Source organism: [Bacillus] caldolyticus (genome assembly GCF_003595605.1).
Lineage (GTDB): Bacteria > Bacillota > Bacilli > Bacillales > Anoxybacillaceae > Geobacillus > Geobacillus thermoleovorans.
The window spans coordinates 602,276-622,775 of record NZ_CP025074.1; the positions used below are offsets into that span (position 1 = coordinate 602,276).

Sequence of the window (20,500 nt, forward strand, 5' to 3'; positions counted from 1 at the left end):
TCTTCTATCATTTTATCATACAAGTTGCGCAAAACCATCCCCTGCATATTTCCGAATCGTTCCTTTTGATCAAACGTTCAATCCCCCAAAAGAGGGGATATTCACAGACGCTTGATTGAAGTAAGCTTAACTGTAGCATCGCTTTTCTCCATCCCATCAAGCACATGATGGGTGTGAAACGCCAATAACAAATGAATGAACATTCATTCTGTTGTGGTATAATGGTAACAACATCCTCACACCAATAAGGAGGCCCGTTCGCCATGCTGATCGAGAAAGTGATCAAAAAACGGTTTGAAACGGAAGTGGTTCAAAACGTGCATATCGCCAAAGGAACGGCGACGTTTCAAGGCGTCCGCCTCACCGTCCGCTGCTTTGTCATCGATGGGGTGCTGATTGACACCGGCGCCAAATCAATGGAGCACGAATTCACCTCGTTTTTTCAACACCAAGACATCGATCAAGTCGTCATCACCCACTATCACGAAGACCATACCGGCTGCGCGGCATTTTTGCAGCGAAAGATGGGCCTGCCCATCTACATGCACGAACCGATGATCCATTATTGCCAGCAAAAGGCGGACTATCCGCTATACCGAAAAGTGTTTTGGGGCAAGCGCGAGCCATTCACCGCCAAACCGATCGGCGCGACGTTTTCCTCACGAAGCGCAACGTGGGACGTCATCCCGACGCCAGGCCATTCCATCGATCATGTGGCGTTTTTGAACCGCGAAACGGGGCAATTGTTCAGCGGCGACTTGTACTGTCAGGAGAAAACGAAAGTCATCTTGCGCGAGGAAAACATCCCGGCGATCATCGCCTCCTTGCAACGCACGTTGACATACGATTTCGGCGACGTCTTCTGCGCCCATGCCGGCTATCTCCCAAACGGGCGCGAGGCCTTGCAGCGAAAACTCGATTACTTGCTTGAACTTCAAGGCAACATCATCGATTTATATGAAAAAGGCATGCCGCCGAAACAAATTCAAGAAACGCTTTTCCCGAAAAAATATCCGATCGTCTTTTTTTCGGCGAAGGAGTGGGACTCCCTTCACATTGTCCGGTCGGTCATTCAAGAATATCAAGCGAAACGGGCAAGCTGAAGCGGACGCTTCCCGGAAATGGCCATAGACCATTAGAGCAAGCCCATATTCCGTTTTCTTCCATTTCAAATGAAAAATTACTATCTTCGCCAGCAACGGGACAAATTAAGAAAAAACGAAAGGATGGGTCCCGTCGATGAACGAAACACCGCGCGTCAAGCTGCACGGGTTCAACAACTTGACGAAATCGCTCAGCTTCAATATGTACGATATTTGCTATACGAAAACGGCGAAGGAGCGGGAGGCGTATATCGAATACATTGACGACGTGTACAATGCCGAACGGCTGACGAATATTTTAAAACGTGTCGCCGACATGATCGGCGCCCATGTGTTAAACATCGCCAAACAAGATTACGTTCCGCAGGGCGCGAGCGTGACGATGCTCGTTTCCGAGGGGCCGGTCGTCGAGGTGCCCGAAGATGACGGCCCTTTGCCGGAGGCGGTGGTGCTTTCCCTTGACAAAAGCCATATCACCGTCCATACATACCCAGAATATCACCCGAATGACGGAATCAGCACGTTCCGCGCCGATATTGATGTCGTCACATGCGGGGAAATTTCGCCGCTCAAAGCGCTCGACTATTTGATTCATTCATTTGACGCCGACATTATGATCATCGACTACCGCGTGCGCGGATTTACGCGCGACATTCACGGATACAAGCTGTTTATCGACCATGACATTACGTCGATTCAAGATTATATCCCGGAGCACATTCGCGAAAAGTACGATATGATCGACGTAAACATTTACCAAGAGAATATTTTTCACACAAAATGCAAGTTGAAACAGTTTGACTTGGACAACTACTTGTTTGGCTATGCAAAAGAGGATTTGAGCGAACAAGAAGCGAATGAAACAACCGCCAAGCTGAGAAGGGAAATGGATGAGATCTTTTACGGAAAAAATATGCCGAACACCGTTTGACGTGGGCGCCTTTTTGACGCCTGCCGGCTTTCGGGCCGGCCCACACCGGTTCCCGATTGGCGCCGTCTATGGTATGCTAGTAGAAAAAAGGAAAAGGTGTTCATGAATGAAGTACATCATCGTCGGAGCCGGCATTTTAGGGGCCTCGACCGCTTACCATTTGGCCAAGGAAGGCGCAAACGTGATCATCATCGACCGCGGCGACAAAGGGCAGGCGACCGGTGCGGCGGCGGGGATTGTCTGCCCTTGGCTGTCGCAGCGCCGCAACCAAAAATGGTACCGATTGGCCAAAAACGGAGCGAAGTTTTACCCCTCCCTCATCGAAGAACTGCAAGCGCTCGGGGAAACGGACACCGGTTATGCGCGCGTCGGCGCCCTATGGCTGCACACGGACGAACAGAAACTGAAACAAATGGAGGAGCGCGCTCGCAAACGGCGCGAAGACGCGCCGGAAATGGGAGAGATCGTGCGGCTTCATCCCCATGAGGCGAAGGAGCTGTTTCCGCCGCTTGGCGGTGAGCATCATGCCCTATATGTGAGCGGCGCCGCCCGAGTGAACGGCCGGGCGGTGCGGGACGCCCTCACAAACGCGGCCCAAAAGCTTGGCGCCGCCTACATCCGCGGAAACGCCCAGATCCTGTTTGAAGGCTCCCGCGTCATCGGCGCGAAAGTCAATGGAGCGAAATACACGGCCGAAGCGGTCATCGTCACAGCCGGCGCATGGGCTGGCGAACTGCTCGAACCGCTGGGCGTTCGGTTTGCCGTCACTCCGCAAAAAGGACAAATCGTTCATCTCGAATGGTTGGCAGGCGAGACTGGCCGATGGCCGGTCGTCATGCCGCCGAACAATCAGTATATGCTCGCCTTCCCTAGAGGGCGAATCATCATCGGAACGACCCATGAAGATGAAGCGGGGATGGATGTCCGCGCCACCGCCGGCGGCATCCACGAAATACTGGACAAAGCGCTCGCCGTCGCGCCAGGGCTGTCGGCGTGCACCTACGTGGAAACACGGGTCGGGTTTCGCCCGCGCACGCTTGGATTTCTCCCTGTCTTCGGGTCGCTTCCCGGTTTTACCGGACTTTACGCAGCCAACGGCCTTGGCTCTTCCGGGCTCACCGTCGGGCCATATTTAGGCGCAGAGCTTGCCAAGCTTGTGCTCGGCCGCCCGACCGAACTTGATTCGTTCGACTACAACGTCGCCGAGGCCATCATCCCGCTTTCCTGACGCTGCCGCACGGTGCAACACTAGCACTCCCACCCGATGCCCAACTGCCGCGTTCAGCGGCCAGCGCCGGCTGCGGGCTTGCCCCATGCAGGCCCGCAGCCCGTTTAGCTGTTTTGTCCTTCGTATTTTTTCAACTGTTCCGTCAGCTGTTGAAACAACGCCATATCTTTTCGGTCAAGCGCCTGGTCAATTTGCATTTTCAACACCGATAGTTCATGACGTTTCAGCGCCTCATCCAACACTTGCTCGGCCGCCTTCGCCATTTTCTCATGCCGCTCGTGCCGCCTGACATTTTCAAACGCTTGGTGATCAATAAGCCGAAGGTACGAAAAATTCCTTGCCTTTCCTGGAAAATGGAGCGTCAAATAGAGCGGCTCGTTCGGATGCAGCGCCAAATCACCCATAATCGAGGCAAGACTCGTGCTTTTTTGACCGCGCCGATAAAAGACGAGCCCTTCCTCTTCCGCCATCGCAGTCGAAATGATCAGCCACCGCGCCTGCTTTTGCTCGGTTTCCGTAAAATGGACGTTCTCAAGCAAATGGGGGTGTTGAAGCAAGTATTGCAGCACAAATCGGGCATCGGGATGCTTCAAACGATGCTGCTGCAAAAACGTTGTTAAGAACTGCCGCTTTTCTGAATAGGACACCCATCTCGTCATAGCCTCACCCCCTTCAACTGCTTCTCCATGGAAGATAACAGCGGCCGCAGCGCAGGATCGTCTCAACAAGCCTCGATGATCCATTGCTATTCCATTCACGTCTTTGTTTTCCAGTATACTTGATTGCGCCCCGCCGTGCATCTGAAAACCGCAGGGCAAGGCCCCTTTCATTCCGACACCAAGCGGCAAACGAAATAGAAAAACAGCCGCCCTTCATTTCCAGGCGGCTGCTCCTTCTAAGCAACGGGCTCTCGGCTTTCCTTTCCATTGCTAAGACCTATGGCCTACGCCAACTGCATCGCAAAGTGGCCGTTCAATCCGAGCGCTTCCGCTGTAGACGCTTGCACTTGCCGCAACAGCGCTTCGTTTTTCATCAACGACTCGCCGTAAGACGGAATCATCTCTTTCACTTTCGCCCGCCATTCGTTCATCCGTTCTGGGAAGCACTTCTCCATCACTTCAAGCATGACATGAACCGCCGTCGATGCCCCTGGCGACGCGCCGAGCAACGCCGCGATCGAACCATCAGCCGCATGGACGACTTCCGTGCCAAACTGCAGCGTTCCTTTGCCGCCAGCTTCCGTGTCTTTGATCACTTGCACGCGCTGACCAGCGACGACGATGTCCCATTCGTCGCTTTTCGCCGTCGGCACGAATTCCCGCAGCTCTTGCATGCGCTGTTCTTTCGACAACAGCACTTGCTGGATTAAATAGTTGGTCAAGGACATATTTTTCACGCCCGCCGCCAAGATCGTCAAGACGTTATGCGGCTTGATCGAGGTGAACAAGTCGAGCATCGATCCGTTTTTCAAAAACTTCGGCGAAAACCCGGCAAATGGCCCAAACAGCAGCATCTTTTGATTGTCGATAAACCGCGTGTCCAAATGCGGCACCGACATCGGCGGCGCGCCGACTTTCGCTTTGCCGTACACTTTCGCGTGGTGCTTTTCCACAACCTCCGGATTGTTGCACACCATAAACAACCCGCTCACCGGGAAGCCGCCGATTCCCTTCCCTTCCGGAATGCCGGACTTTTGCAACAGATGGAGGCTGCCTCCCCCGGCCCCGATGAAGACGAACTTGGCCGCATGAAGCTCCACCGCGCCCGTGTCCAAATTCCGCACTTTCAGCTCCCATAAGCCGTCGCTTGTCCGTTTGATATCCTCGACATGATGGCGGTAGCGGATCTCCACGTTCTTCCGTTTCAAATGTTCAAACAGTTGGCGCGTCAACGCCCCGAAGTTCACGTCCGTCCCCGATTCGATCCGCGTCGCCGCAATCGGTTCGGTCACGACCCGATCTTCCATCATGAGCGGCACCCATTCGGCCAACTTTTTCGGATCATCTGTGAACTCCATCCCTTTAAACAGCGGATTGGCCGCCATCGTTTCGTGGCGCTTTTTCAAAAACGCCACATTGTCTTCCCCTTGCACAAAGCTCATATGTGGCAGCGGACGGACGAAATCTTTCGGGTCACGAAGAATACCGCTGTTGACTAAATAAGCCCAAAACTGCAAGGAGACGTAAAACTGCTCATTGATTTTAATCGCTTTGCCGATGTCGATCGACCCATCGGCCTTCTCAACCGTATAGTTCAACTCACACAGCGCCGCATGCCCCGTCCCGGCGTTGTTCCACTCGTTGGAGCTTTCCGCTCCTGCCTCTTCCAGTCTTTCAAAGACGACAATGTCCCACTCGGGCGCCAATTCCTTCAAGAGCGTCCCCAACGTCGCGCTCATAATGCCCGCGCCGATTAAGATGACATCCGTTTTTCCTTGTTTGTTGCCCATGTTTACCATCCCTATCCATGAATAGTTGTAAAAGAGCATCGAGCGAGCGCTCGAAATGATTCCACCGATACCCCTTTTGTTTTTGAGGGCGATTACAAAATTTATTATAACACAATTGATTAATAGTATGTCACTATTATCGATTTTAACAAAAATATATTAATATAATTCAATGCACCGTTGCATATTCATGACATCAACACGACCATCCGCAATCGCCCTTCACAATAATTTTACAAAATCGTTGAATATTTCGCCACCGTCTGGCAAAAAAATGCGGAATTTTTTCAGGAGGGGAAGAAGGAATCAAAGAGACGATTCGGAAAATGAGAGAAAAGGAAATGAGCATCGCAGACATTGCAACTATTCTTGACATGATGGAAGAAGACGTTCGAGAACGGTTGGGTGACTAGCCTTGCCAACGTTCGGAGAAATGTCCTTGCGAATAGGCAAGGACTTGTGTGATGGTACAAAGTGACCGGTTCAGTCAGCATTCTTTTCTCCGGTTTATCTGTCAACGACTTACCGTTTCCTCCACAGTCATGGGCTGTCGATAAGTGATATCTGCAAACACAATGGGAGGACATCCGTGCGATTGCACCCATCCGTTTGATGTGCAGGCCATGCGATTTAATTTCTCGACATGCAAAAGAAGGTTTTCCGCGAAGCCTTGGTTACAGGCCGTCAAGTTCTGGAACGATGTAATGGTAATTGTATTAACCCCCCTAACAAACAATGACCTACACTTCTTCCAGCTGAACCTGCTTGCAAATAATTTGCAGCAACGGCTCTGTATAATCAAAGGTATAGATACGAAAATGCTGAAATCCGCTTGAATCTGCTGCTGCATGTTCGAAGCGAATCATGGTAAACAAGCTGTCAAAATGGAGATCCTCCCTCGACATTCCTATGACTTCCTTCCTCATTTTGTACTCTACAGCCAAGCAATCCGTAAAATGCAACACGAATGTTCTATTTTCCTCTCTATTCTCCTGTACATCCCAATAATAGTCGATTGTGATAGACAAATCTAACGGATTGTTCCACTTGATATCCGTTATAATGCTATCTGTGAAGTCAAAATGGTCTTTGATTTCTTTATAGTTGTTGGCAATGATCATTTGACTCCCCCTCCTCTCCAGCATGAAAATGCCTCTTCTTTTCAGGAACACCGATCGTCACAACACCATCATGAAAACATTCGATTGCATACTCTCCATGTTGGCAAAGAATAAAAGTGTCTGACCCTACTGCCACACATCATCAATAGCATGCAGAACTCTCTCTAATGTCGTCTGGATGCCAGGGTTATCAGAATAATTCCATAGCACAATCACATCGTAATGATCAATTCCCCTTTGCCGCAGCCAATCAACTACTTCCGATGCATGCTTTATGTGTTTCTTTTCCGATACCTTTTCCCAATCGATTCTCCCCCAAGGCAAGATCGGGAATCATGTGCACAAATAATCAAAATATGTTTCGGTTTCCCCGCTCGTTAACATCCTCAAGTTCTCATGGCCTATTGCATAAACACACTCTTCAAATAATGTCATGTTTGCCCCCCGCTTCAATATCGTTCGATGCCACTGTATGTACTGTATATATTTTTATGTCTTTTCCACATGCATTGAACTCAACGTGAGCGCCACTCTACATTCCTTGCCTCAATAAGAATGATATTCACCCCATCGGATTCCCAAAAAATGAAAAACGACTGCAAACGCAGTCGTATCAAGGAGTTTACGAATTTTCATCCGAACTAGTCGGATCATTGGAACGGCCCCGAGAGGATTCGAACCTCCGACGCACGGTTTAGGAAACCGACGCTCTATCCACTGAGCTACGGGGCCATATGGCTCTCCTTTTTCATTCTATCCATCTGCACCTAAAAATTCAATAGCTGATAGAAAAACAAAATAGAGAACTTCAACCCCGATCCCTCCAAAGTTCGCTCTTCGTTCCCAGCAATTCAACCGTCGGCGGCTTCTTTGCACAACGATCCATCCCCACTGATCGCTCCAATCCGCATCCATCAGCCGAATCCCGCTTCGTTCCGAGGCAATGGAATAGAACGTATAGGTGACGATTCGCAACATTCATCCCCTCTCAAAAACACCATCTTTACAGCCACACACCGCCATTGCCCCCGCATTTTTACGAGGCGCCCCGTCTGCACGGCAACGCGAAGCGATGGGATTCGCCGCAGCCTTGAACCGCTGCTTCCCTGATCGCAGGCAAGACGACCTTCTCGCGCCACCGCCCTTGCAAACACCGCAACTTGATCAGCGTTCTTAGGGAGCACCATCCGCACGACGAACGGTTGGCCGTTTATCATCATCAACATCCTTGGCCGAATCGTCCCCCACGTGGAAAGAACGGTTCCTCACGAAAGAAACCAACATAAGGAATACCATTCGTGAACATAAGGTCGAAATCCTGCATGAATGAAAAAATGGAGAGCTGGGGAAAGCTCTCCGTTTTTCGCTTGTGTGTTCCATCCAAGTCAATACGACGAAATCCCTGCCTTGGCATAAAGGCTCAACAAACATCAACTCGCTTAATCGGGAAAACCTCGAGCAACTAGGAAATCGGCCCCAAACGGCTTTTATTCAGGCACATACATTTTCTGCAGCGGAAGCAGCGCTCTCGCATCGCTAGGCATGTTCTCATACCAATGAACAATCAAGTTGACCAGCTCTTCCAAATCAATCAGTTTCACGGAATTATGTTTGGCGACTGCCTCTGCGTGGGACGTAAAACCGCCTGTGGAGACGAACAGGCAATTGGCATCAATCGGGTTGGCTCCGAGAAGCTGCTGGATTTCCGGGGCCGAGGCGGCGCTTTTGCGATGCTTCACTTGCACCTTGATTACAGGTTTTTCAAAGCCAAACGCGTCCTTATAGGCGAGCACATCCACACCGCCGTCAGGGCCTTTCGGACTCACTTGCACATTGTACCCCATTGCTTGAAGCAAGCCCGCCACTAAATCTTGCATTTGCCACGGATCAAGCTTGTCCACTTTGTCCTGGATCATCATCAACGCTTTTCCAACAAGGTCTTCAACGATTTCTTCCGTTTCCCCCTCTTCATGTTGAGGTTTTGAGAATGGTTCACTGTGTAAACGCTGCTCGATTTCATCGCCCCATTCGTCCACTCGAAACACCGTCAGCGTCGAACCTAAACTGTTCTTCGCTCCGTCTGACAGCGAATCCCTTGGAACTGTCGCATTTTCCCATTTTACCCGGATGATGTTCGGATAATAGGGATGCCCGATGGAGGGATCGTAACGATGCTCTTCTGTCACGGTTCCAACAATGTACTCCCTTTTCTCTTTTGAATATGTGATCACTCGATCGCCCTTTTTGATTTCATGGGCAAACCGCCATACTTGATTCACCCAACTCGTTCTCGATTTTGGTTTTGACTCGGCAAACACTTCATCCGCCTTTCGCTGCAGCTGTTCTTTCGACCGAAAGCGCTTCGGATCGCCCAATCTCGCCCAACCGATCGATGCGATGCCCTTTTCCAGCCAAAGCGGAATCAGTTCATTGCGATCGCCCGCGCGGATCATCCACCATTTTGACATCCGGGTTCCTCCTTTTGGCAAAAAGAAATCGCTCCGTGAAGCAGCCATTCTTCTAAAAACAGGAGCCGAAACAATGAGCCTATAGCTCGCCGCTATAGGCACTACATTTAAGATGTGCCAAAACGAACAAACCGTATAACATAAGCCCATCCATCGGTGTTCCTTCACCTAATTACAAATGGTTTAATCGATTTCGTTCAATTTTGATCGTATGATCTTTTCCATCCAATACATCTGCGCGCTTGCTGCCGTAGAGGCGAAGCTTGGGAGAGCCTTTCACCGCTTTTATGGAAAGCCGCGGAGTTCCCCGCACTTGTTGTCTTTGCAGGTCGACACACTCGAGAAACTCATTCCAACGGACGATGGCAATCACTTGATTGGAGTCACTCGGCTGTTTCTGTGCGCAGACAAATGCAAACACGATTTCTTTTTCCTGGCTGTGTTCGAGATCAATCTTGTTAATTTCAGCAATCTCATGATCGCTGAATACAAACGACCAAGTGAAATCTTTGGAGCCGGATGGATTCGTGTTGTATTTCGTGTACATAATATAGCTCGCTTTATTCGTCGTGACTTCATAAATTTGTCGGTTGTCATTTTCCTTTTCAAACAGCGCCGGCGCCAACCCGCCGTTGACCAGCGCGGAAAGAAGTGCTCCATAGTAATAATCCGCTTTACGAATCGTTGCCATCCCGTGACCCCTCCCTTTGTCATAGATAAAAAGATTCAGTTGATTTGATTGTATCAACTTTTGTAAAACGTTGCTGTCGAACTCACATTTCGCACCCTAACAAGGTCGAAACGAAGGATTTTTTATTTAGTTTTTCAGAATAACGTTTTGACCAACACAACGAGCGATGGCAATCCTTTTTTACCATCACTGGTCGTTCCGTATCGCGTTACACGTAGATGCTCTCATCCATGCTCAATCCCTGCAGAATCCTTCGCTGGTCCGGGTTGAGGGAGCGATCGAGTGCGCGTTGGATGCGCCCGTCTGGCAGCTCCAGCAGGACGACGTTCACATATGGAAACAGCTGAAAAATCGCCTGTCCCGTTGGCCGGGTCAGCTTGCGGCCTCCAGCCCCTTTTAACGGGTGTTCCGGAGTGATGAACTGACGCACCCGGCGCTGAAAAACGCGGTAAATCGCTAGGGCCAAGAGAAATAGATAGCCTAATACGGCCACTCGTTCTGGCTTTTTGACATCAATCTCATCGGTGAAAAACGGATCTTTCAAAAACGCGAAGTTCATTTCCACCGAGATTTGCCCTTTATACGGCTTCAAGATTTCTTGGGCATCCATTTGTTGGCCCTTCCATTCCTTCGGAACGGTCGTGACGAGAACAAACCGGGACGCTTTCCGTCTTGCCTGTTCCCATGCCGGTTGGTCGAATTCGACGTTTAGGCGAAGGGTGTACAGCGTCTCCATCTCGGGTTCCGCCCCTTTTTTCGGCCGTCCGCGCCGTTTTTTCGGACGCACGATCTCTTCGACCGCGGCCTCCACCCGATGAAACCGAGGGCGAAGGGACGCCTTGAGGGACGTCAAGGCTGTTCGGCGTCTTCGCGGCAGGAGAAGGGGTGGCGCTCCCAACGGACTTGTTCCTCACGAAGAAGCTCCGCTTCTTTGGTTCGTTCTTTTTCAAGCGTTTTTCCTTTGCGCTGGTCGAGCGCGCTCGATTCGACGACGATCAGCCGAACCGAGTGGCCTTCATAGGTCGAGGCCGTTTCCCATACCCGGTACGTGGCGCCGTTTCTCTCCGCTAGGGTAAAGGGTTCGCTCCACGGGATGTGAGGCGAATCGGCCTCCGCTAATGCCCGTTTCACGATCCGGAGCGACGAAGGGCCTCTGGTAATCAAAAAGGCGTTGGCGGCTTTCGTCTGCGCCAAGGTGTCTTTCGTCATCGCGGCGGAATCGGCCACGTAAATCCATTCGTCGTCGATCTTCGCTTGCTTCAGCTGTTCATGGACTCGCGACAGCACCTCGGGATTCCACGTTTTGTCCGGCTCGTTGCCGTCGTGCACGTCGCCGTAAAACGGGATGCCGTCCTCGTTGCCGATCAGGCCGAAGCCGATCTGTTTTTGCCAGCGATGGTGGCGATTATAGCCATAGGTGATGTGCAACACATCCGACGAATCGGATTCATACGCGCCGTAAACGGTCTTGTCCGTCGTATCCGCATGGAAGGCGCGAAGAGAGAGGCCTTCTTTCTTGTAGATCTGCACGAGGCAAGACGACAGGACTTGATGGATATTCGCCTCATACAGCCGGTTCAAATGACGGGCGATGGCATCGTCGTTGAACCAAGACGGATTCAGCCCTGGCCGAATCAGCTTCGGCAAATCGATGTCATGCGCCCACCGTTCCAAATGAACTAGGGCTTGCCGGCCGCTCAAGATATCCAGAATGATTAGGCTGACGATATCGCTGGTTCGGGTTTGGCATTGGCGATCCACCGGAACCAGTCGGTCAATCAGCTGGGAGAGGCCAAGATCCTTGAAGATGGCGCTTATTATATTCAAATAGGAACTTTCATAAATCGCACGAATTCGAACGTCCATGATGGGAAAACTCCTTTGCGTTCCTTGTGTTTCAAGGTTTTATTCGACATGGAGATAAAAAATCCTCTCGATTTTGGTCGAGAGGGTGCGAAATGTGAGTTCAACCTAAAGGGGGAAAGCTATCGATTACGGGAAAAAAGGCTCCAACAAGAAAAACAGAAGGATCAATGAGGTCCTTCTAGGGAATTTTAAACCGGCGATTTTTGGGAAAAAATAATCGGCCTTGACACCCTAAACCATAAATAGTTATAATGTAGGTCAAAGTACATTTTTGTTATATTATGTATAAAAAAGAATTTAGGAGGAGAAAAATGGATGAAAAATTTATTAAAAAATTATTAAAGGAAACCGAGCATAGGTTATTAGATTTTAAAACCACTTTTTATGATATATCAGATAGAAAAAGTAAAACTGATTTTGTCAAAGACATACTTTCTTTCGCTAATTCCACTATAAACGAACCAGGTTATATTATCTGTGGAGTCAAAGTTGACTACACTGGTGAAAAACAAATATTAGGTGTAGATAAGAACACTAGAGTGGATGATGCAAATTGGGTACAACTCCTTAAATCATATAGTAGTCACCCTGTTAATTTTAAAATTGAAAAATTTACACTAGATACTTACAACCGTACCTTAGTAGTTATTGAAATCTCTAAAGACCAACATCGACCAGTTATCTGTACAAAAGACGAGGGAGAAAAGTTACGACAAGGTGCTATTTATTTTAGAAATGGTTCTTCAAACGATATTGCAAAAGATTTAGTCACAATTGAGAAAATTATCTCTAATTCTACAAGATTAAATCCAAATAACACTATATCCAATGACCCAACGTACAATAAGTACTCAAAATTCCCACCCCCTCCTTATTATAAATTTTTAGGAAGAGATGATGAAATCAATCTTATTTATGAAGAGTTGATTTATCATCACAAAAATTATTTATTATCCTTAACTGGAGATGGAGGAATTGGCAAAACTTCAATAGCTTATAAAGTTGCACACCAAGTCAAAGAAAGTATAAAAAATGGAGAAAACGAGTTTGATGATGTAATTTGGATTAGCGCTAAAGATCAGAGAATATATTTCGATGAAAGAAGGCAATTACATAGAGAATTTAATTCATTAGAGGACTTATATAATAAAATTTTATTAGTTTTCTACGATAAAAATTTCATCCAGAGTTTAGATTTTTATAAAAAGGAAGAATATGTGAACCAAGCTTTAGAGAGTGCTAAGTTTTTTATTGTGTTGGATAACTTAGAAGTTTTTTCAAATGAGGAGATAGCCGATATTCATCGTTTTATAAAAAATGCTCCTCTAGGACATAAGTTTCTTTTAACCTCTAGACACGATCTTAGAGTTCAAGAATTTATCCATATTGAAAAATTCGGAGAGGATATTAGCAAAATTTATATATCTGAGCTAATAAAAGATCTTGTTCAAGATGAAGAAACTCAAAAAAGATTCGAAATTCAAATTTCTGATAATTTCGACCGGTTTTATAAATTGACAAACGGAAATCCGTTGTATATAAAATTTTTTATTGCTCAAATGATTAGGAATAGAGGCATCAATGATATTTTAGAGAGAAGAAACCTAGAAGCTGAAAAACCTTTAAAAGCATATTGTTTCGATTCAACACTAAATAATCTTGAAGCTAATGAGCTATTATTAATGTACTCCTTAGCGGTATCAGAAAATAATCATCTAAGCTTTCATGAATTAAAATATGTTACATCGATTGAACATACTGAGCTTCAGAATGTTTTAGAATCTTTATGTTCTCAGTCTATGCTCTATAAGGAGTATCAAAACGGGCAACTAGTCTATTCATTAAATAACTTATTACGTTCTTATTTAATAGAAGAGAAAAGAATACCAGGTGCAGAATACAATCGTCTTCATCAAAAAACAAGAAAAATATCTAGGTATACTAAGAATATTCGTGAAGACTATGCTTTCAACTTTGGTTTGAAAACATTAATAAATAAGAATGAAATCATGTCTTACAATATGATTTTAGAAGTATTAGATACCGATGGTGTACAAAGTGAACAATATTTACAAGAGATTATGACTTTATACCCTGGTAATTATCTTGTACCATTCTATAAAAACTTTATTAAAATAAAGGAGAGAAAGGTGAATCCATATAATATATATTCAGACATTAATAGTGAATTTGCTCACGTGATTAATATGAATAATTACGATGAGCAAAAAGTAATGCTGTACGTTTGGAAATCATTTTTATATCTAATGCTTGAAAAATATGACGACATAATTCAAGACATTGATTATGTTATGAAAACATATAACACAGAACACAAAAGTTTATTAGGTGTCTTGAAAGGATCTGCTTTAAATATGCAAGCATTACATGAATATAAACACGGGCGGTATACAAATCACGATCAATATAGAGAAGAAGCCGACAGTTTATTTCAAGAATATTTTGAGGACTTTTTATCAAAACCGTATTTCTTTTTTATAAAAAAACATATGTCCTTTGCTTATAATAAAAATAATCATCACCTGAAAAAACAAACTCAAAAAGTAACCAACTTTTCTCCCTTTGCAACAGATATTTCTTTTTTGAAAAACCAAAGATTATTTTAAAATCTTACTTAACTTTTTATTTTTAAATAATTTAGCCCAATCAAATCCAATCCATATAAATTTTTTGACTTATTTGACTTATTCATTCGTCCAACAATATTGAGAACAGTTCCAGCTCACGCTTTGTAATATTGCTGAAATGACAGATCATTACGCTGAACAACTTTACAAACAATACTTTGGAGATCCAAATATATTGAAAATATAAAAATAACAGGCTCTTCACCACAAGTTGTACTTGATCATTGAAGATCGGTGTGCATAGAGAAAATAGAGGGTACAAAAAATGCGAATTTTCCTGTATGGTAAAGGTGTCCAAACCAAACCATTGGAGGAAAATTCGCATGTACGCTCAGTTTATCAAAGAACTCATCGATTTACCAGATGTTTTGATTCAAAAGGTGCGAAAAGAAGAAGAACGTTGGATTTTCGAACTTTCTCTTCCCGAACAATGCCCGTTATGTCCTGTTTGCTTGAAACGCACGATCAAAATGACAGGAAAAAAGAAGCAATGGATGCATGGGTATGCTCAACGGATCGGCATCTTTTGGGTGGAACTCCCTGTGGAGCGTAGACGTTGTTGTACATGTGGCATGACATTCAGCACGTCTTATCCCGGAATTTCCCCTCGAAGTGCAGCGACGGATGCGTTTCAGCAATGGGTGGCGCAATCTTGCATCGGAACATCCATTCAGGCGGTGGCTCGTATGCTCAAGCTTCCGTACACGACCGTTGAACGCTGGTTTTATACCCATGCCCCTTCCTTCCTATCGAATGACATCCAACCAAAGGCAGTTTGTGTCGATGAGTTTGCGTTTCGAAAAGGGCATGATTACGGAGTGGCAGTCATGGATGCCGAAACGGGAGAAGTGTATGCCGTTAAAGCAGGAAAGAACGAGGAAGCCATTGGACGTGTGTTGGCTCCTGTGTCTGGTTCTGTTCAGTATGTCGTGAGTGATTTGGCTCCAGCGATGAAAAAAGCCATTCAAGGGGGGTGTCCGGAAGCGAAGCATGTGGTCGATTATTTTCATGTGATTCAATTGTTTACGGAAGCGTTGGATCGATGCCGCCAATCCTTCGGAAAAGGGAACAAGAAACACGGGCATGTTCGGTATGTTTGCCGCTTATTGACCCAGTGTCCCGAGAAACTCACCGAGGAGGAGCGCCAAACGGTGCGGGAGTGGCAGAAAGAGAGCGATTCCTTGCAGGCTGTCTATCAATCCCTTCAACATTTTCGTTATGTATCCAAAAGCCAAAGCGAGCGACAAGCGAAACGTCGTTTGAACGCCTGGGTTCATCGGTATTTGTTTTGTCCTTGTTCTGCTGTTCGCGCCATCGCAAAATCACTCGTCAAACGAACAGACGAAATCATATCGTGCATTTTATCCCCTTATTCAAATGGGAAAATGGAGGGAACAAATAACAAGATCAAGCTGATGAAACGTCGGGGATACGGATACAGAAATATCCAGCGTTTTGCATTGCGGGTTCGGCTAGAAACAGCTAACATACTTTCATGACAGGTGCAAGTACAACTTTTGGTGATGAACCAAATAACAGATAAGCGAGCCTGTTTGGCTTGCTTATCTGTTATTTACATCATGATAAAAAATTAATACTTTCTATACAGCGCCTCCAACCCTTTAATCGTCTTATTCGAATCTACATCATCATGTGGAATTAATAAATATACCCATTCTTTTCCGTTGTTTTGACGAGCATGATCGGATGCATATTTGCACCAGGTGATAGCCGCTTGTGCTTTCTGCGCTACTTCTCGATCTTCTTCGATTCTGTTTGTTGCTTTGATTTCACATAAATACATTTTCTCTTCTGTTTCTACAATAAAATCCGGGATATATGCTTGTGTTTGATTATAATAAATTTTAATATGGTTTTTCGTTGGCTTCAGCCATTTTAAAACGGATGGATCATTTTCACAAATGACCACAAATCTTCGCTCCGCATCAGATTCAAATTTTTGTGTTCGATACAAACATTTTTTAAATCCGCCAAAACACATGTTTCGAATCGCCGCTTTATTTGCTACTAGTTGGCGAAAATCGCGCACTTCTTCATTAGCATCTACAGTGACACTGGTATCTTTTAACGTATCAAACCCTATTCGAACAGTCACTTCATAATTCGTTTGCTCTTCATAATAATGTTCTTTCATTTGCTTATAAATCAATTCTGCCAAACGTTTTTGATTGTAAATTACTACATTTTTGACATCATCTTCCGTTTTTAAATAACTTCGAAGATAATTAATTAACTGTCCTGATAACTTATACAACAATTCAGCATGTTCTTCATAGGAAACATCTGGATAATCCATTAGATGAAAGACAAGATAATCTTCTAAACGTTCTTCCGTCATATTCGTATCTTTTTGAATCCGCAACACTTCTCTTTGATGTGTACGCAAATGTTCAATTAGAATATTTTCAGCAACAGGCTGAAATTTTGGAATTAAATCGCAGTTTAAATCAAAATCGCGGTACCCCCACGAGATTTCTCCTGTAGGTTGCACGATAATTCTCGGAATTTCCATAGTCAAATTAGGAAGTACATCAACTGCTCTTGCAACCATGCTCTCAATCATTTTTTCAGGTTCTTCCTCAAATATAGACAATTGTGATACTGTGTATGTTCCTTTCACATCGCTAACAATTTGCTGTTGTACTTCAGGATCTTTTAATTGTTTAGAACTATATAATGTGCGCTGCTTAGAAATGGCTTTTACTATTGTTTCCGCAATGTTTCTTTTCATTTCTATTTTCTTTTCGTCTTCTGGAGAAGTGGATTCCGTCGTTCCAACTAGTTCATCAATTAATGAACGTTCTACGTTTGACTCAACAGTAACTATTTTTTTCTCTGTCTGTGCCACATCACGACCGATGACAACCCCACGGCGAATAATAGAAGTAGGATTATTCGCCTCATCAATAATTTCTTGGAATTTATCATGCGCAATAATCGTTAAACGATCGACTGCTGGAACTCCCGTCCGTTTTCCGTATGGGAGACGAAGTCCTCGACCGATGGACTGTTCCACTAATGTTTTGGAGTTTGCCGCACGAAGTGGGATAATCGTATATAAATTCGTTACGTCCCATCCTTCTTTTAACATGTTCACATGAATGACAATCTCTATTTTTGAATTCGGATCCTCAAGAGCAAGCAATTGCTTAATTGTTTCGTCCTTTTCTTCGCCACGCTGGTTGGAATGAACAGTAATGACTTTACCTTTATAGCGTCCTTCAAAAAAATCATCACTTTCAATGATGTTCATTAACTCTTCCGCATGATTCGTATCTTGAGCGACGATAAGAATAAACGGCTTTACTAATTTTTCGTTGTTTTCCCGAGCGTATAATTCTAGCTCTAATTTCGTTTCTTCATGGACACGGATACCGTCTTCTAATTTTAAACGTTCTAACTCTCGTTCGGTGAATTTTGCTGGATTAAAATTTTCTCTCGTCGCTACAGCTGGCTCTTTCACATATCCGTCTTCCATCGCTTTATACAAAGGATAGCTATAGATTATATTTTTAAATGGTATCGTTCTGTTTCCGCTTTCCACTTGCGGCGTAGCCGTTAACTCCAGACCAAGAATCGGGTTCAGTTCATTGATCGCTTTCACCCCAGCTGATGCTCGATACCGATGCGATTCATCCATTAATAAAACAAGATCAGGAAGGGATTTTAAATAATCATAATAACTCTGTCCTAAATATTCACTTAACCGTTTAATTCTTGGCGCTTTTCCTCCTCTAACTTCGCTGTTAATCTTAGATATGTTGAAGATGTTAATGTTTACAGCTAACGGATCAGCTAAAAAGAGGGCTTGCTGATCATAGTTATCCCCTGTAATAATGTTCGGTTGTTTATTAGCAAACTCGGAAAGCCCCTTAAATACATATTTCGGTGTATTAGGCGTAAAATCTTGGATTAATTTTTCATAAATTGTTAAGTTAGGTGCTAAAACAAAGAAATTACGAATTCCTTTTGCCATATGTAAGTAAGCAATAAACGCTCCCATCAGACGTGTTTTACCGACGCCAGTGGCTAACGCAAAACAGAGCGACGGAAATTCTCGTTCAAAATCAGTAACACTAGGAAATAATGCATTAACAGCCGCTAACTTCTCTTTTAACGATTGTGGATCATTTTGTTTATCTAAGCCGAAGTGTTCAATCACTTCGGTGAGAATTTCCAATGATTCTTTTTGCGGTTTACGGAGACTAAGCCGAGATGAGATAACGTTAACGATACGATTCATGACCTCTTCCCCCTAAAATAACTCTAATTGTTCTGGTTCTTTTTCTTTCATTGGTAAGTTGTTGACATTTAAACTGTAATCGTCGCGACCAAACTCACATTTGTTTAAAATAGCTTGCGGAATTTTTTTAATCGTCACTTGCGGGAAATCCTCAACGTTAACGTTATATGCTTTACAACAAATGAGCAATGTTTCATTTTCTTTCATTTGCTCGACAATACTTTCCACCATTTGTTGCGTGACAAGCTGTGTGGTTGTATAGATAAAATCGTTCTCCGTAGATTGACCTTGCTTCCAAAACACTTCCGGGTCTGGATTGTACGTAAACCCTTCATGTTTACACATCGCTTCCGCCAACATTTCGGGGTTGTATTCTGGATTAATAATCCAATTACCAAACTTATCTTTCTTCAACAAACTTGGCGCCAATTTGTAATAGCGGAACCCCCCTCCACCTTTCCAATTCACCGCTTTACTAATTCCGCTTTGATCTGTTCCATCGATGACTCGCTTCATTCGCGGAATAATATGCGTATGGCAATGCTCGCCAAGCTCAATCATAATCCAGCGTCGTCCCATTTTATGCGCCACCGCACCAGTCGTCCCTGAACCGGCAAACGAATCGAGAACCCAGTCTCCTTTCTTTGTCGACATCTCAATACATCTTCTTATCAATTTTTCAGGTTTTTTACCGTTTTTAAATTTAACGCCTCCCTCATTCGCAATCCCATTCCATGGTATATCAGTCCAAAGATTAGTTAAAGGCTTAGCAGGTACTTTTTTATTATCGATTTCTTTAATTTTGGAACTATAAAAATAAATTTGTCTTCCATTAAGAACATAGATATCCTCATAACCTTCGCGTGGAATATGGTAGATTACTCCTCTATTTTTCTTAGACTCATCTCTAATCTTAACAATATTTTTTCCTGCTGCATCACTAATTGCAGTCAATTGAAATACGCTATCCGCATTATGAAGAGCAAATTCTGCTATTTTCTCGAGAAAATCCAATTTACCATATTTTAGTTTTGCTTCTTGTGCATCATTAAACCCTAGCTCTTTTGCCACAATATCTTCTAAATTTACGATTTTCCACTTTTCAAAACTTTCATTGCGATTTACTATATATTTATTATAAGAAGGATCATACTCCGATTCCACATACTGAATTTCGTAGTTATATTGGCTTCTCTCCTTTGCATACATTAATATATATTCGGTTTGCGAATATGGAGATGGATTAACTGTTTTGTGACCAGAAGGGTCAGAGGTTTTTACAACTATCATATTCAGAAAATTTCTTCTACCAAAGATCTCATCCATTAAAATACGTAAATACGCCATCTCTTTATCATCAATTTGAACAAAAATAACCCCATCTTTCGATAATAGTTTCTTTAATATTTCTAATCTTTGTTTCATTAAAGTCAACCAAATTGAATGTTCTAAACTGTCATCATAATACTCAAAAGCCGCTCCTGTATTATACGGCGGGTCAATGTAAATACACTTAATCTTTCCCGTAAACTCTTGTTCCAATGCTTTCAGCGCTAACAAATTGTCCCCATAAATAAGGCGGTTATCAAATATATCATTTTCCGACACCCGTTCTTTTGCATGATACGAAAGTTCCGGGTCTTCGAGAAGAATGCGCGGTTCGAGTTTTGGTTGTTCGTCTTTGCCAATCCATGTTAATTCTAGTTTTTGTTTTTGTGCCAATGTAATCCC

Annotated in this window: 14 protein-coding genes, 1 tRNA gene and 2 pseudogenes; 5 read left to right on the forward strand and 12 right to left on the reverse strand. The window is 44.6% G+C overall.

The features are described from left to right. The first annotated feature begins 263 nt into the window (after window positions 1-263). The 3 genes from CWI35_RS03190 to CWI35_RS03200 all read left to right on the forward strand — a co-directional run bounded on the left by CWI35_RS03190 (window position 264) and on the right by CWI35_RS03200 (window position 3,262). Window positions 264-1,103, forward strand: a complete 840-nt coding sequence (locus CWI35_RS03190) for an MBL fold metallo-hydrolase (RefSeq protein WP_119877481.1) — start codon at window positions 264-266, stop codon at window positions 1,101-1,103. A 136-nt stretch (window positions 1,104-1,239) separates the two neighbouring features. Continuing rightward, window positions 1,240-2,034: an adenosylmethionine decarboxylase gene (speD, locus tag CWI35_RS03195; RefSeq protein ID WP_044745791.1), complete on the forward strand. Its 795-nt coding sequence runs from the start codon at window positions 1,240-1,242 to the stop codon at window positions 2,032-2,034. A 106-nt stretch (window positions 2,035-2,140) separates the two neighbouring features. Then, window positions 2,141-3,262 (forward strand): NAD(P)/FAD-dependent oxidoreductase, encoded by a 1,122-nt coding sequence (locus tag CWI35_RS03200; RefSeq protein WP_119877482.1) that lies wholly within the window; start codon window positions 2,141-2,143, stop codon window positions 3,260-3,262. Window positions 3,263-3,366: 104 nt separating this feature from the next. On the opposite strand, the gene CWI35_RS03205 is transcribed toward CWI35_RS03200, so the two are convergent. The 10 genes and pseudogenes from CWI35_RS03205 to CWI35_RS03245 all read right to left on the reverse strand — a co-directional run bounded on the left by CWI35_RS03205 (window position 3,367) and on the right by CWI35_RS03245 (window position 11,857). Continuing rightward, on the reverse strand, window positions 3,367-3,921 hold the full coding sequence (locus CWI35_RS03205; RefSeq protein ID WP_033010977.1) for a YpiB family protein: 555 nt from the start codon (window positions 3,919-3,921) through the stop codon (window positions 3,367-3,369). A 284-nt stretch (window positions 3,922-4,205) separates the two neighbouring features. Continuing rightward, window positions 4,206-5,720 carry a malate:quinone oxidoreductase gene (locus tag CWI35_RS03210; RefSeq protein ID WP_205536315.1) on the reverse strand — a complete coding sequence of 505 codons (1,515 nt, stop codon included), beginning with the start codon at window positions 5,718-5,720 and terminating at the stop codon, window positions 4,206-4,208. 461 nt (window positions 5,721-6,181) lie between these two features. Further along, window positions 6,182-6,351: pseudogene (locus tag CWI35_RS18500) on the reverse strand (hypothetical protein); the annotation flags it as partial. Window positions 6,352-6,451: 100 nt separating this feature from the next. After that, window positions 6,452-6,832 carry a hypothetical protein gene (locus tag CWI35_RS03220; RefSeq protein WP_119877484.1) on the reverse strand — a complete coding sequence of 127 codons (381 nt, stop codon included), beginning with the start codon at window positions 6,830-6,832 and terminating at the stop codon, window positions 6,452-6,454. 126 nt (window positions 6,833-6,958) lie between these two features. Next, entirely contained in the window at window positions 6,959-7,156 is a 198-nt protein-coding gene (locus CWI35_RS18800) for a CDI toxin immunity protein (protein ID WP_429895519.1), read from the reverse strand. Between the two features lie 335 nt (window positions 7,157-7,491). After that, window positions 7,492-7,564: transfer RNA gene (locus tag CWI35_RS03225), tRNA-Arg, on the reverse strand. A gap of 21 nt (window positions 7,565-7,585) precedes the next feature. Then, window positions 7,586-7,810: a hypothetical protein gene (locus CWI35_RS03230; protein ID WP_119877485.1), complete on the reverse strand. Its 225-nt coding sequence runs from the start codon at window positions 7,808-7,810 to the stop codon at window positions 7,586-7,588. Window positions 7,811-8,319: 509 nt separating this feature from the next. After that, complete coding sequence (locus tag CWI35_RS03235; protein ID WP_033015505.1) at window positions 8,320-9,300, reverse strand: restriction endonuclease; 981 nt, start codon at window positions 9,298-9,300, stop codon at window positions 8,320-8,322. A gap of 172 nt (window positions 9,301-9,472) precedes the next feature. After that, on the reverse strand, window positions 9,473-9,991 hold the full coding sequence (locus tag CWI35_RS03240) for a hypothetical protein (RefSeq protein ID WP_119877486.1): 519 nt from the start codon (window positions 9,989-9,991) through the stop codon (window positions 9,473-9,475). 208 nt (window positions 9,992-10,199) lie between these two features. Next, window positions 10,200-11,857, reverse strand: a pseudogene (locus tag CWI35_RS03245) (IS1634 family transposase). Between the two features lie 311 nt (window positions 11,858-12,168). On the opposite strand from CWI35_RS03245, the gene CWI35_RS03250 reads away from it, so the two are divergent. Continuing rightward, window positions 12,169-14,484 carry an RNA-binding domain-containing protein gene (locus CWI35_RS03250; RefSeq protein WP_160269244.1) on the forward strand — a complete coding sequence of 772 codons (2,316 nt, stop codon included), beginning with the start codon at window positions 12,169-12,171 and terminating at the stop codon, window positions 14,482-14,484. A 344-nt stretch (window positions 14,485-14,828) separates the two neighbouring features. Beyond that, entirely contained in the window at window positions 14,829-16,004 is a 1,176-nt protein-coding gene (locus CWI35_RS03260; protein WP_119877489.1) for an ISL3 family transposase, read from the forward strand. 92 nt (window positions 16,005-16,096) lie between these two features. Here CWI35_RS03260 and CWI35_RS03265 read toward each other — a convergent pair whose 3' ends face one another. Both CWI35_RS03265 and CWI35_RS03270 read right to left on the reverse strand, forming a co-directional pair. Continuing rightward, window positions 16,097-18,769, reverse strand: coding sequence for a DEAD/DEAH box helicase (locus CWI35_RS03265; protein WP_119877490.1), 2,673 nt, complete (start codon window positions 18,767-18,769; stop codon window positions 16,097-16,099). A 12-nt stretch (window positions 18,770-18,781) separates the two neighbouring features. Beyond that, window positions 18,782-20,491, reverse strand: a complete 1,710-nt coding sequence (locus CWI35_RS03270) for a site-specific DNA-methyltransferase (protein ID WP_240432132.1) — start codon at window positions 20,489-20,491, stop codon at window positions 18,782-18,784. Between the last annotated feature and the right edge of the window lie 9 nt (window positions 20,492-20,500).